We start from the raw sequence: 12,024 nt of genomic DNA, 5'->3' as shown, positions 1-12,024 counted from the left end.
GATCAATTTTTTGTTTTGGTTGATTTAGTTCTTCTTTATCTGCATTTGCCGGGGCTGTACCTTTTCTTTGGGCTGTTCTCCCTGTGTGATGACCGGAGGTGTAACGGGCCGGGGATTTGCTGCTTCACTTGCTTTTATTGCCTGTTGTGCAACCTCGCTGCTAATGTCGGAAGGTTGTGCTTTACCGGTGCTTCTTGAGGTTTGAGTGCGCAGGCGGGAGTTTGCAGAAGTCTGAGGGCGATAGTTGGTAAATATTGATTCTTTTACAGAACGGCCCTGTGTTTTTGGAGGGTTTGCCTCCTGTTTGGTTTCTTTCTGTTTAAGTGCAGCTATATCTTTCTGAAAGTCAGGGAAGAGTATATCCCTGGTCTTTTGCTGTGCTGCCGCTATGGTGGTGACAGCAAAAAGGAGGAGGAGTATTAACGAAACTGGTTTCATATACCGGGGTTGAAATGTTTACAATAGGTTATTCCAATCTGTTGCTGCCAATATTGTAAGCAACACTGAATTTCAATGAGCGCCGCTGGTAGGGGCTGTTTGCTGTGGGAATGATGTAGGCCATGTCTACAGCAAAGTTTTTGTATTGCGTGCCTACTCCGGCAGAGAAATGCTGGCGGTAGCCTTTCATCGGATGTTCGTAAAAGTAGCCTGTGCGGATAAAGAGCTGGTGCCGGTAGGTATATTCGATACCTCCGCCTACGGTAAACTCTCTTATCTCTTCTGTAAATCCGCCGGGAGCGTCGTAAAAGGAAGTAAAGATCGCTTCTGCTATACCGCGGTTGGGGTCTTTACCTTTTTCAATCTCATCGGTGGGGTCTCCGCCGGCGTCTTGTTTATATATGGGAGGGGTAGGTATCAGCAGTTTGTTAACGTCTGCCAGTACGGTAAACTGGTGTTCAACGGTATTTACAAATGTGTAGCCGCCTCCCAGCCTAAGGTTCATGGGAAGGAAGGTGCGGCGGTTACCGTCTTCAGTATATTTCAGCTTATTACCCAGGTTGGTAAAGCTGATGCCCCAGCAGAAGCGGTTGCCGGCGAGGTCCTGTTTCGCATAGTTCTGATAATAGAGTGAGATATCGCCGGCTACAGCATTGGCTGGTTTCTGCTGGATGCTGTTATATGTACCCTGTCCGAGGTCACTGCGTATATAGCGGAGGCTGATGGCCAGGGCATACCGGTTGCCGAGTCTGCGTGCGTAGGTTGCATCTATTGCATACTCTTTAGGATGGTAACGTTGTAGTTCCATGCCATTATCATCCCGGAAGACTACTGAGCCATGGGAGAAATACCTCATGGAGACGCCTACAGCTTCCTGCCGTCCGTTGAAGGACTTATATCCGGCAAGGTAGCCCAGGTTTGTGCGTTGGTCATTGTTGTTTAAGTCCCACATCCAGGGGGAATAGGACGCACTGATACCCATATCGCCTGCGAAGACGATCTTGGCTGCATTTCCGAACAGGGAGTTGGCATCGCCTTCCAGTCCGGTGGTGGCATCGCCGGTGCCGCTGCTGCGGGCGTCGGGATTTACCAGCAGGAAGGCGGCCCCGGCATTAAGTGCTTTCTGGGTGTTCTTCTGTGCCAGAACATGGCAGGGAAGTGTTGCCCACGCAATAATGCCTATACAGAGAGTAAAGTATTGTTTCATGATCACATGGTTTAAAGGGGTGACTTTTTACTGAACTATCAGCTTTTCCTGGAAGAGGTAACCGCCTGCCTGCAGTCTGACAGTATAAATGCCCGCCGGTAAATGGTTAACCGGGAAGGGTATTGTTATCTTACCTGCAGCGTAGGTCCTGTAGTCCTTGTAAATAAGCTGGCCCGCGCTGTTGATGATCATCAGCATCACTCCGTTATTTGAGAGCATATCAAACTGGATCCTTACGTTGGTGGCAGCCGGGTTGGGGAAAAGGACCATGTTGATTATCGGTTTGACACCGGGGTCAATGGGCGGAAGTTCTTCAGGTTGCTGGAACCCCTGGGTAAATATGAAGGCATTTTTGGAGAGTGTGCTGACAGCAATGTCTCCGACTGTGTATTGGAAGGTCAGATCTCCGATGAGGCCTGTACCTCCTGTGTTGGAGTTAACCTGCCTGTTCAGTATTAACTGGGCCCGTGCGGCAGGTATGCCGCCCGCAACCAGGCACAGCAACAACATACATTTGTAAATGGTATACATGTAGAGGTGTTTGGGGGTGAATAAATGGTTAAAAAAACTAATGACTCACGAAAGAATTCAGAATATGGTTGATAAACAGGTGCATTCCCTTACATGTATGCAAATATGTTATAATTGCATTTTTAGGTCAACGCTCATTTCATTTGCGGCAGGATTCATTTTAAAACCGGCAGTCTAAACATGACAATTGGTTTTCAGACACATACAGGGATGTTTGCCGGCATGGTAATTTGATTTAATTTTGCGGTTCACTCAATTCCCATAAAGTCCTTCACGAGCAGGAGTTTTAAATAACAATTTGGCAAAACAGCGGGTTTTATTTATTGGTAAAAATAATTTACCTTTGCCCCCCAAATTGTATTACATACAGTCATTTTAATATTATGGCAGACTTAAGATTTCAAAGAAACTTTGGTATTGCGGCGCACATCGATGCGGGTAAAACCACTACCACAGAGCGTATCCTGTACTATACAGGTAAATCCCATAAAATAGGGGAAGTGCACGAAGGTGCTGCCACCATGGACTGGATGGCACAGGAGCAGGAGAGAGGTATTACCATCACATCTGCTGCTACTACTTGTTTCTGGAAATTCCCGACTTTACAGGGAAAGCTCACGCCAGATACAAAAGAGTATAAATTCAACATCATTGACACTCCGGGTCACGTGGACTTCACTGTAGAGGTGGAACGTTCCCTGCGTGTACTGGATGGTCTGGTTGCTCTGTTCTGCGCCGTATCCGGTGTAGAACCTCAGTCTGAGACCGTATGGCGTCAGGCTAACCGTTACCGTGTACCCCGTATCGGTTTCGTTAACAAGATGGACCGTGCCGGTGCTGACTTCCTGAACGTGGTAAAACAGGTGAAGGAAATGCTGGGTGCTAATCCTGTTCCCCTGATGCTGCCTATCGGTGCTGAAGATACTTTCAAAGGCGTGGTTGACCTGATCACCATGAAAGGAATTATCTGGGACGAAGAAGGTAAAGGCGCAACTTACCAGGAAATAGAGATCCCTGCAGACATGAAGGATGAGGCTGAAGAATGGAGAGCTAAACTCGTAGAAGCTGTTGCTGAATACGATGACAAACTGCTGGAGAAATTCTTCGAAGATCCTAATTCAATTTCTGAAGGAGAGATCCATGAAGCTATCCGTAAAGCAACTATCGATATCGCTATTATTCCAATGCTGTGCGGTTCTTCCTTTAAGAATAAAGGTGTACAGAAAATGCTGGATGCCGTTTGCCGTTACCTGCCTTCTCCGGTAGATATCGAAGCGGTAAAGGGTACAGATCCTGACACCGGTGCTGAGATCGAGCGTAAGCCAGATCCGAAAGAACCATTTGCTGCACTGGCTTTCAAGATCATGACAGATCCTTTCGTGGGCCGTCTGGCATTCTTCAGGGCTTATTCCGGTCATCTGGATGCAGGTTCTTATGTACTGAATACACGTACCGGCAAGAACGAGCGTATCAGCCGTATCATGCAGATGCACGCCAACAAGCAGAACCCGATCGATTTCATCGAAGCTGGTGATATCGGTGCTGCTGTAGGTTTTAAAGATATCAAGACAGGTGATACCCTCTGCGTGGAGAGTAACCCGATCGTTCTTGAATCAATGACCTTCCCTGATCCGGTGATCCATATCGCTATTGAGCCTAAGACTCAGGCGGACATGGACAAAATGGGTATGGCCATTGCTAAACTGGTAGAAGAAGATCCTACCCTGAAAGCAAAAACTGACGAAGAAACCGGCCAGACCGTATTGAGTGGTATGGGTGAGCTTCACCTGGAGATCATTGTTGACCGTATGCGTCGTGAGTTCAAGGTAGAAGTAAACCAGGGTGCACCTCAGGTTGCCTTCAAAGAAGCGCTGACCGGTAAAATTGAACACCGTGAAGTGTACAAGAAACAGACTGGTGGCCGTGGTAAATTTGCTGACATCCAGGTAGAGATCGGACCTGCTGATCCTGAATGGCTGAAAGAGAATGACGGTAAGAACTTCCAGTTCGTTAACGATATCTTTGGTGGTTCTATCCCGAAAGAGTTCATTCCTCCGGTACAGAAAGGTTTCGAAGCAGCTATGAACAGTGGTGTACTGGCGGGTTATCCGCTGGACAACCTGAAAGTTCGTCTGTTTGATGGTTCTTTCCACCAGGTTGACTCTGATGCAGTATCTTTCGAGCTGTGTGCAAGAGCTGCTTTCCGTGAAGCTGGCCGTAAGGCAAAACCAGTTCTGCTGGAGCCTATCATGAAAGTAGAAGTACAGACTCCTGACCAGTACATGGGTGACGTAACAGGTGACCTGAACCGTCGTCGTGGTATGCTGGAAGGTATGGAAATGAGGAACGGAGTACAGGTGATCAAAGCTAAAGTTCCGCTGAAAGAAATGTTCGGCTATGTAACTCAGCTGCGTTCAATGTCTTCTGGTCGTGCAACTTCCATCATGGAGTTCTCTCACTATTCACCTGCTCCGAACAGCATTGCTGAAGAGGAAATTGCAAAAGTGAAAGGTAAAGTGAACGCTGACTGATTTTAAGTAAGCATTCATTCAGATTATAAAAGGTCCTGTTCCGGTTTTCGGGACAGGACTTTTAGTTTTTGTTTTGTTTCCCTGTAACATGTACCCTATAATTCCCGTCTTAAAAACATCTTAAAATTTACAAGTGACATAGGGGAATCTGAGTTTTTTCAGTCTATGTTAATGATACACCTCGACAGATGTTTTGCATCTTAAACTTTAGAAGAAATTCATGAAAGCGATCCCGCAATTACTTGTCAGCATGAACATTGCTGTTAGTACCCCATCTGTAGCAGATCACCAGCAGTTACAGCCCGGATTGAATGCCATCCTGGAGCTGTTTGCGAGATATAGAGTACGTGCTACTTTTTTTGTAACGCCTGCCTGGGCGGAACATAATCCTGATCAGGCGCAGCAGTTGGCATCCTGTCATGAGCTGGGAATTTATGTGCCGGAGGGAGCAGCAGAGAATCCGGTAGCTGCCAGGAATACCTTGCAGAGGATCACGGGGACCAGGAAGATATATGGTTTCCGTGGACCGGGAGTGAAGCGGTATACAACCTGGAAAGAAGCCGGTTACGTGTATCATTCCGGTATTCCGGCCGGCTGGTTAAATAACAGGGAGTTACCAAGAACCATGTATATAAAGGACAGTTGTTTTGTGATCCCTTCTTCTGTTTCCCCTGTGCTGCGTTATCCTCTGGGCTGGCCCGGGATCTGGTATATGCCGGAATTAATGACCCGGTATCTGGGGAACAGGATATTGAATAAGGACCGGATGTTATCCTGCAATTTCGATCTGCAGGAGTTGTCTACACATAGTACTCCTTTTCCGTTGGTTATAAAGCGCCTGGATGGGTTTTTGGCTTATCTGCAGGGGGCAGGGAGCTTTTCTACACATATAGAATGGCTACAGGAACAGTTATACGAGTAATACCTGCATTTAAAAGATTCATTATCAGTAGTTTTTTTAGAGTAACCAGATACAATGGCATCAAATTTGGTGGAGATGATGCAAACTTATCTGATTGTTAATCATGTGAATATCTGTAAGAGCCCCTCCTTTTACCGGAAACTGATAATTTATCGATGGCAAGTATTTTTTAAATCTAAACTCTAAAACATGAAAAAAATTTTCCAACTACCCCTGACCCTGATCATATTGTTTATTAGCTCAGCCGCATTTGCGCAGACACAAAAGGGAAATCTGATGGTGGGATCAGATCTGACCAATCTTGGGTTTAACTTTCAGAAGTCTAGTACCACTTTTAATTTCGATTTACATCCGAAGCTGGCTTATTTTATCCAGGATAATCTGGCATTGGGTGGTTATGTGGATTTTGGTTTGAGCACAACAAATGGGGCCGGATCTAATGTAAACTATGGTATTGGTGCATTAGCCCGGTATTATGTGCAGGACAAGAATGTAAAGAAGCTGGAATTTTCAAAGCGTGCGCGTTTCTTTGTGGAGGGTAACGCTGGTTTTGGTGGAACGAATCCGGCCAGTGGGGCATCCACTAATGGGGTTCAGATAGGGATAGGACCTGGTGTATCTTATTTTATTACGCCTAATGTAGCGTTGGAAACATTGTTAAAATATGATCTGATAGTAGGTGGGGGTAATTCAACTACTTCGCATAATCTGAGTTTTGGGGTAGGGTTCCAGATCTTTCTGCCTACGGCGAGGGCGAGGGAGATTATACGTGAGGAGAGGGGAAGGTGATTATGGTGATACAGATGACATGAACATGACAGTCATCCGGCTGATGGCAAACGGATAAATGGGCCCTGGTCTAAGTGACCGGGGCTTTTTGTTTTTATGTTCAGGGTTGTTCATTTCTTTTGATCCTGTAATTCGAACAAAATGATATAAATATTTATAAATGAATGAAATGAACTATCTGGTTATTGCTGATACCCAGTAATATTGTGTGGTGGGGAGTCTGAATCTCCTTTGGGATTACCGAAAACCAAGAACAGAGTAGGTATCATTTTTTGTTAAGCAATTGTCATGGATTTACTGAATCAATTACTGGCAATCGTTCTTTCCCTGTTGCAGTCACTGTTGGGTGGTCTGTAATATTATTGCCCCGTTCCACAGGGATTGGTTTGCGAGGTGTAAACCTTTATTCCCAGCTTATTAGAAGCCTCTTCCGGTTACCGGAGGGGGCTTTTTGTAGCCGGCCTGGCCGGTATATTAAAATGAATGAACGGAATGACCGGAGGTGTTGATAATGAACGAAATGAATGGAAGTTATGTGCCTGAGTGCTAGTAATTTACAACCATGCTTTCCGAGGTTGGACTGCAATTGGGATTGCCGAAAACCAAGTAACAGAGTAGGCATCACCTTATGAAAAACCTTTTAAGCAACTATGGATTTATTAAACCAGGTATTGGCTTTAGTTCTTAGCTTGTTGGGGTCTCTTTTAGGCGGGCTGCCTATCTGAGTTTCACAGGCTTGGAAATATTGCTTTATTGCATTCCCAGACAGGACAGGCCACCGGTTCCCCGGCGGCCTGTTGATTTTTAGCCTGGTGGCAGAAAATTGCGACAGATAGATTTATTTGGGTTAGCCTATTGAAATACTGTCAATTAAATATGTATCTTAGTACTTCCTCAATTAGTCCCCAATTAATTTTCCACAAATTATTTGCCTGATAAAAAAAAACGGATTACCTTTGCCCTCCCAAATTATAGGGGAAAATTTAGTAGAAGTTCATTGCATATGTCTCAGAGAATTAGAATCAAGCTGAAGTCCTACGATCACAATCTGGTAGATAAATCTGCTGAGAAGATCGTTAAAACCGTACGTAACACGGGCGCTGTGGTAACGGGTCCAATTCCTTTACCTACCGAGAAGAAAATTTTTACGGTGCTGCGTTCACCGCACGTAAACAAGAAAGCTCGTGAGCAATTCCAGCTCTGCACGCACAAGCGTCTGTTGGATATCTATACTTCCTCTTCACGTACAGTAGACGCGCTGAGTAAGTTGGATTTACCTTCCGGAGTGGAAGTGGAGATCAAAGCGTAGGACATCGGCAGGTGGGCGAAAGGTCTGCCTGATTTGATTTCATATTGCAACAATTTAACATACAGGTCACGCCTTCAGGGTGGCCGCCCAATAGCATTTAAACCGCCCATCCTGGGGATAGCTAGATCCACCCCCAGGCGCTGGGTAAAATATATATAACATGAAAGGTATTATTGGTAAAAAGATCGGCATGACCAGCATCTTCGAACCGAATGGTAAGCAGACTGCTGTGACCATTATCGAAGCCGGTCCTTGCGTTGTAACTCAGGTTAAGACAGTAGAAACTGATGGGTACAACGCTATTCAAGTTTCATTTGGTGAGAAGAAAGAAAAGAACACCACCAAAGCAGAATTAAATCACTTCGCGAAAGCAAGCACCTCCCCCAAACGATTTGTAAAAGAGTTCCGCAACCCGGATGTTCAGAAAGCTCTTGGTGAATCCATTACCACCGAAATATTTGCAGAAGGAGAAAAAATCGACGTAGTTGGCACCTCCAAAGGTAAAGGCTTCCAGGGTGTTGTTAAACGCCATGGATTCAGCGGTGTGGGTGAAGCTACTCACGGTCAGCACGATAGAAGCAGGGCTCCTGGTTCTGTAGGTGGTTCCTCTTATCCTTCCCGCGTTTTCAAGGGTATGCGTATGGCTGGTCAGACCGGTAACGAACAGGTTAAAGTAAAAGGTCTGAAGATCCTGAAGATATTCCCTGAAAAGAATTATATCCTGGTAAGTGGTTCCGTTCCCGGCCACAATGGTTCAATCGTTTTAATCCAGAAGTAACATGCAAGTTGATATTTTAAATATAGAAGGTAAGAAAACCGGAAGAACTATTGAGCTTCCTGAAGAGATTTTCGGAGTGGAGCCTAATAACCACGTCATTTACCTCGCAGTAAAACAGTATCTGGCTGCTCAGCGTCAGGGTACTCACAAGGTAAAGACAAGGGCTGAAGTAAAAGGTGCTTCCCGCAAATTACACAAGCAGAAAGGTACTGGTGGTTCCCGTAAAGGTAACATCCGTAACCCACTGTATAAAGGTGGTGGTACCATCTTTGGTCCTAAACCGCACAAATACGACATTAAGCTGAACAGGAAGGTGAAAGATCTGGCTAAGATCTCTGCCCTGTCTACTAAAGCTAAAGAGAACAGCATCATTGTACTGGAAGATCTGAATCTTCAGGCTTCTAAAACCAAACAGTTTGCCGGTATCCTGAGCAAGCTGAATGTAAATGTAAGCGGCCGTAAGACTTTATTCGTACTGCCTGAGTACAATGATAATGTATACCTGTCTCTGAGGAACATCCCTACCGTAGACGGCGTTATGCTGAGCGATATCAATACTTATGATATCATGAACAGCAACTACATCGTATTTACGGAGAGCGCTGCCAGGATCTTCACAGAAGAACCGGTAGCAGAAGCTTAATTGTCAACAATACAAAAACACAGCTGCAGCCAAAAGCTTGCAACTCAAAGCTATAAAAGATGAAACTTTCAGACGTTTTAATCAAACCGGTGGTAAGTGAGAAAGTGAACAAGGCCACTGATAAATTCAACCGCTACTACTTCATTGTGGATAAAAAATCCAACAAACTGGAGATCAAAAAAGCAGTGGAAGAATTTTACGGTGTATCCGTAGCAGAAGTGAACACTGCCGTAATGCCTGGAAAAAGCAAATTCCGCTTTACCAAAGCAGGTTTCATAGCTGGTAAAAAACCTGCTTACAAAAAAGCAGTTGTTACACTGGCAAAAGGAGAAACTATAGATCTGTATGCTAACATATAGTGCTCATTCCTGTTGAAATAACAGGATGATGGATGTATATGCAGATCACTTTTAATAAACAGCAACTAGTTAAACAAGACACTAGATCATGGCACTGAAGAAATACAAACCGATGACAGCCGGTACCCGTTGGAAAATAGGCAACGCGTACGCTGAGCTGACCACGGATACTCCTGAAAAAACCTTGCTGGAACCTGTAAAGAAAACAGGTGGTAGGAACGTACAGGGTAGAAGATCTATGCGCTACATTGGTGGTGGACACAAACAGCACTATCGTATCATAGATTTCAAACGCGACAAACACAATATTCCGGCTACAGTTAAGACTATCGAGTATGATCCTAACCGTAGTGCTTTCATCGCTCTGCTGAACTATGCAGATGGTGAGAAACGTTACATCCTGGCTCCTCAGGGCCTGCAGGTAGGCGCTACAGTTGTAAGCGGTCCTGATGCAGCTCCTGAAGTTGGTAACGCGCTGGTGCTGAAAAACATGCCTCTGGGTACTGTTGTTCACAACATCGAGCTGCAGCCTGGTAAAGGTGGTGCTATTGCAAGAAGCGCCGGTACTTATGCCCAGCTGTCCAACAAAGAGGAAAAATATGCCGTACTGAAAATGCCTTCCGGCGAACTGCGTAAAGTATTGATCTCCTGCGCTGCAACAGTAGGTACAGTTTCTAACTCTGACCATGCCCTGCAGTCTATCGGTAAAGCTGGTGCTAACCGTTGGAGGGGTATTAAGCCTCGTAACCGTGGTGTGGCAATGAACCCTGTAGATCACCCGATGGGTGGTGGTGAAGGTAAATCTTCCGGTGGTCACCCAAGATCCAGAACAGGTAAATATGCGAAAGGTCTGAAAACAAGGAAGCCGCATAAGAGCTCTGATAAACTGATCATCAGCAGGAAAAACGGTAAGAAATTATAAAACTTAACGCCTTATCAGTTCCGCTGAGCTGATTACGCCAGGCGGTACTGAATAAAAATAATAAGACATGGGTCGTTCCATAAAAAAAGGTCCTTATGTTGACCAGAAATTAGAGCAGAAAGTTGAGAAAATGAATGAAGGCACCAAGCGTACTGTTATCAAGACCTGGAGCCGTCGTTCTACTATCACGCCTGATTTTGTAGGCCACACTTTTGCGGTGCATAATGGTAATAAATTCATCCCTGTTTACGTAACAGAGTTTATGGTTGGTCATAAACTGGGTGAATTTGCTCCTACCCGCAACTTTAAAGGACACGCTAACAAGAAAATGTAGTAAATCGTCCGGGATTTAAAACCCCGGACATCAAATAAAAAGAAAATGGAAGCAGTAGCTAAGCTTAAAAATAATCCTACATCTACCCGCAAAATGCGTTTGCTGGCAGACCTGATCCGTGGCCTGGATGTAGAAAAAGCTCTGAATATTTTGAAATTCCATCCGAAGCATCCCAGTGTTCCATTGGAAAAACTGCTGTTGTCTGCAGTCGCTAACTGGAAACAGAAGAACGAAGGCACAAGAGCAGAAGATGCTAACCTGCAGGTTAAAACCATCTTCGTTGATGGTGGCCGTATCCTGAAAAGAATGCGTCCTGCTCCACAGGGTAGAGGTTACCGTGTGCGCAAAAGAAGCAACCACGTAACAATTGTTGTGGATAGCCGTCCGGTAGTGGAAGCAAAATAAAAGAAACTAAAACTATTCATCTAATAGACAAATAAACCAGAACATGGGTCAGAAAACAAATCCTATTGGTAACAGGTTAGGTATCATCAGAGGATGGGACTCTAATTGGTATGGTGGCAAAAAGGATTACGCTACCAAACTGATCGAGGATAACAAGATCAGGACTTACCTGAATGCCCGTATCAACAAAGGTGGCATTTCCAGGATAGTGATCGAAAGAACTTTAGGTAAGCTGATCATCACCATTCATACTTCCAAACCTGGTATCATCATAGGTAAAGGTGGTGGAGAGGTAGACCGCATCAAGGAAGAGCTGAAAAAACTGACAGGTAAAGAAGACGTACAGATCAACATCCTGGAGATCCGTCGTCCTGAAATAGATGCCAATATCGTAGCTGAAACCATCGCTAAGCAGATTGAGAGCCGTATTAACTATAAACGCGCTATCAAGATGGCAATTGCCACTGCACTGAGAATGGGTGCTGAAGGTATCAAAATTAAAGTAGGTGGTCGTCTGGGTGGTGCTGAAATTGCGCGCTCTGAAGAAATGAAACAGGGTCGTGTACCTCTGCACACTTACCGTATGGATATCGACTATGCTTCTCTTTTCGCTCTGACCGTTTATGGTAAGATCGGTATCAAAGTATGGATCTGTAAAGGTGAAGTACTTGGTGAACGTGACCTGAACCCTAACGCTATTTCCGGTAAAGAAGGCGAAGGTCGTACAGGTGGCGGTGAAAGAAGAGGTGGCGATAATCGCGGTGGTGACAGAAGAGGCGGTGATAACCGTGGTGGTGAAAGAAGAGGCGGTGGCGAACGCGGCGGCCGCAGATAAGCTTACTTAACAATTTAACAT

General features: G+C 45.1%; 14 protein-coding genes. 11 read left to right on the top strand and 3 right to left on the bottom strand.

The annotated features are described in order from the left end of the window. Positions 1 to 24: 24 nt before the first annotated feature. Genes GO493_RS22215 through GO493_RS22205 form a run of 3 tightly spaced genes read right to left on the bottom strand, consistent with a single transcriptional unit; the run spans position 25 to position 2,176 of the window. On the bottom strand, positions 25 to 438 hold the full coding sequence (locus tag GO493_RS22215; protein ID WP_157308426.1) for a hypothetical protein: 414 nt from the start codon (positions 436 to 438) through the stop codon (positions 25 to 27). 28 nt (positions 439 to 466) lie between these two features. Then, entirely contained in the window at positions 467 to 1,645 is a 1,179-nt protein-coding gene (gene porV, locus GO493_RS22210; protein ID WP_157308425.1) for a type IX secretion system outer membrane channel protein PorV, read from the bottom strand. A gap of 27 nt (positions 1,646 to 1,672) precedes the next feature. Further along, on the bottom strand, positions 1,673 to 2,176 hold the full coding sequence (locus GO493_RS22205) for a T9SS type A sorting domain-containing protein (RefSeq protein WP_157308424.1): 504 nt from the start codon (positions 2,174 to 2,176) through the stop codon (positions 1,673 to 1,675). A gap of 383 nt (positions 2,177 to 2,559) precedes the next feature. Here GO493_RS22205 and fusA point away from each other — a divergent pair, with 383 nt between their 5' ends. From fusA to rpsC, 11 genes are all read left to right on the top strand, one after another. After that, a complete protein-coding gene (fusA, locus tag GO493_RS22200; protein WP_157308423.1) occupies positions 2,560 to 4,707 on the top strand; it encodes an elongation factor G in 2,148 nt (715 codons plus the stop codon). Positions 4,708 to 4,927: 220 nt separating this feature from the next. Then, positions 4,928 to 5,629 carry a polysaccharide deacetylase family protein gene (locus tag GO493_RS22195; protein ID WP_157308422.1) on the top strand — a complete coding sequence of 234 codons (702 nt, stop codon included), beginning with the start codon at positions 4,928 to 4,930 and terminating at the stop codon, positions 5,627 to 5,629. A 189-nt stretch (positions 5,630 to 5,818) separates the two neighbouring features. Next, positions 5,819 to 6,418, top strand: coding sequence for a porin family protein (locus GO493_RS22190; RefSeq protein WP_157308421.1), 600 nt, complete (start codon positions 5,819 to 5,821; stop codon positions 6,416 to 6,418). A gap of 1,003 nt (positions 6,419 to 7,421) precedes the next feature. Beyond that, a complete protein-coding gene (rpsJ, locus tag GO493_RS22185) occupies positions 7,422 to 7,727 on the top strand; it encodes a 30S ribosomal protein S10 (protein ID WP_012789286.1) in 306 nt (101 codons plus the stop codon). 160 nt (positions 7,728 to 7,887) lie between these two features. Then, positions 7,888 to 8,505 carry a 50S ribosomal protein L3 gene (rplC, locus tag GO493_RS22180; protein WP_157308420.1) on the top strand — a complete coding sequence of 206 codons (618 nt, stop codon included), beginning with the start codon at positions 7,888 to 7,890 and terminating at the stop codon, positions 8,503 to 8,505. A 1-nt stretch (position 8,506) separates the two neighbouring features. Then, the gene (gene rplD, locus GO493_RS22175; protein ID WP_157308419.1) at positions 8,507 to 9,148 is read left to right on the top strand and encodes a 50S ribosomal protein L4; all 642 of its coding nucleotides are present in this window, start codon (positions 8,507 to 8,509) and stop codon (positions 9,146 to 9,148) included. 59 nt (positions 9,149 to 9,207) lie between these two features. After that, positions 9,208 to 9,507 carry a 50S ribosomal protein L23 gene (rplW, locus tag GO493_RS22170; protein ID WP_157308418.1) on the top strand — a complete coding sequence of 100 codons (300 nt, stop codon included), beginning with the start codon at positions 9,208 to 9,210 and terminating at the stop codon, positions 9,505 to 9,507. A gap of 88 nt (positions 9,508 to 9,595) precedes the next feature. Continuing rightward, positions 9,596 to 10,429, top strand: a complete 834-nt coding sequence (rplB, locus tag GO493_RS22165) for a 50S ribosomal protein L2 (protein WP_157308417.1) — start codon at positions 9,596 to 9,598, stop codon at positions 10,427 to 10,429. Between the two features lie 67 nt (positions 10,430 to 10,496). Continuing rightward, a complete protein-coding gene (gene rpsS / locus GO493_RS22160) occupies positions 10,497 to 10,763 on the top strand; it encodes a 30S ribosomal protein S19 (RefSeq protein ID WP_089835258.1) in 267 nt (88 codons plus the stop codon). A gap of 45 nt (positions 10,764 to 10,808) precedes the next feature. Continuing rightward, complete coding sequence (gene rplV, locus GO493_RS22155) at positions 10,809 to 11,168, top strand: 50S ribosomal protein L22 (RefSeq protein ID WP_157308416.1); 360 nt, start codon at positions 10,809 to 10,811, stop codon at positions 11,166 to 11,168. 43 nt (positions 11,169 to 11,211) lie between these two features. Further along, positions 11,212 to 12,003, top strand: a complete 792-nt coding sequence (gene rpsC, locus GO493_RS22150; protein ID WP_157308415.1) for a 30S ribosomal protein S3 — start codon at positions 11,212 to 11,214, stop codon at positions 12,001 to 12,003. Positions 12,004 to 12,024: the final 21 nt, after the last annotated feature.

It is taken from the genome of Chitinophaga tropicalis (assembly GCF_009758205.1).
Taxonomy (GTDB): Bacteria; Bacteroidota; Bacteroidia; order Chitinophagales; family Chitinophagaceae; genus Chitinophaga; species Chitinophaga tropicalis.
This window is presented reverse-complemented; position numbering and strand designations above follow the sequence as displayed.

What these genes read in the sequence shown, in the direction of transcription:
- GO493_RS22215 (WP_157308426.1), bottom strand. Translation starts at nt 438, where the DNA reads ATGAAACCAGTTTCGTTAATACTCCTCCTCCTTTTTGCTGTCACCACC.
- porV (WP_157308425.1), bottom strand. Translation starts at nt 1,645, where the DNA reads ATGAAACAATACTTTACTCTCTGTATAGGCATTATTGCGTGGGCAACA.
- GO493_RS22205 (WP_157308424.1), bottom strand. Translation starts at nt 2,176, where the DNA reads ATGTATACCATTTACAAATGTATGTTGTTGCTGTGCCTGGTTGCGGGC.
- fusA (WP_157308423.1), top strand. Translation starts at nt 2,560, where the DNA reads ATGGCAGACTTAAGATTTCAAAGAAACTTTGGTATTGCGGCGCACATC.
- GO493_RS22195 (WP_157308422.1), top strand. Translation starts at nt 4,928, where the DNA reads ATGAAAGCGATCCCGCAATTACTTGTCAGCATGAACATTGCTGTTAGT.
- GO493_RS22190 (WP_157308421.1), top strand. Translation starts at nt 5,819, where the DNA reads ATGAAAAAAATTTTCCAACTACCCCTGACCCTGATCATATTGTTTATT.
- rpsJ (WP_012789286.1), top strand. Translation starts at nt 7,422, where the DNA reads ATGTCTCAGAGAATTAGAATCAAGCTGAAGTCCTACGATCACAATCTG.
- rplC (WP_157308420.1), top strand. Translation starts at nt 7,888, where the DNA reads ATGAAAGGTATTATTGGTAAAAAGATCGGCATGACCAGCATCTTCGAA.
- rplD (WP_157308419.1), top strand. Translation starts at nt 8,507, where the DNA reads ATGCAAGTTGATATTTTAAATATAGAAGGTAAGAAAACCGGAAGAACT.
- rplW (WP_157308418.1), top strand. Translation starts at nt 9,208, where the DNA reads ATGAAACTTTCAGACGTTTTAATCAAACCGGTGGTAAGTGAGAAAGTG.
- rplB (WP_157308417.1), top strand. Translation starts at nt 9,596, where the DNA reads ATGGCACTGAAGAAATACAAACCGATGACAGCCGGTACCCGTTGGAAA.
- rpsS (WP_089835258.1), top strand. Translation starts at nt 10,497, where the DNA reads ATGGGTCGTTCCATAAAAAAAGGTCCTTATGTTGACCAGAAATTAGAG.
- rplV (WP_157308416.1), top strand. Translation starts at nt 10,809, where the DNA reads ATGGAAGCAGTAGCTAAGCTTAAAAATAATCCTACATCTACCCGCAAA.
- rpsC (WP_157308415.1), top strand. Translation starts at nt 11,212, where the DNA reads ATGGGTCAGAAAACAAATCCTATTGGTAACAGGTTAGGTATCATCAGA.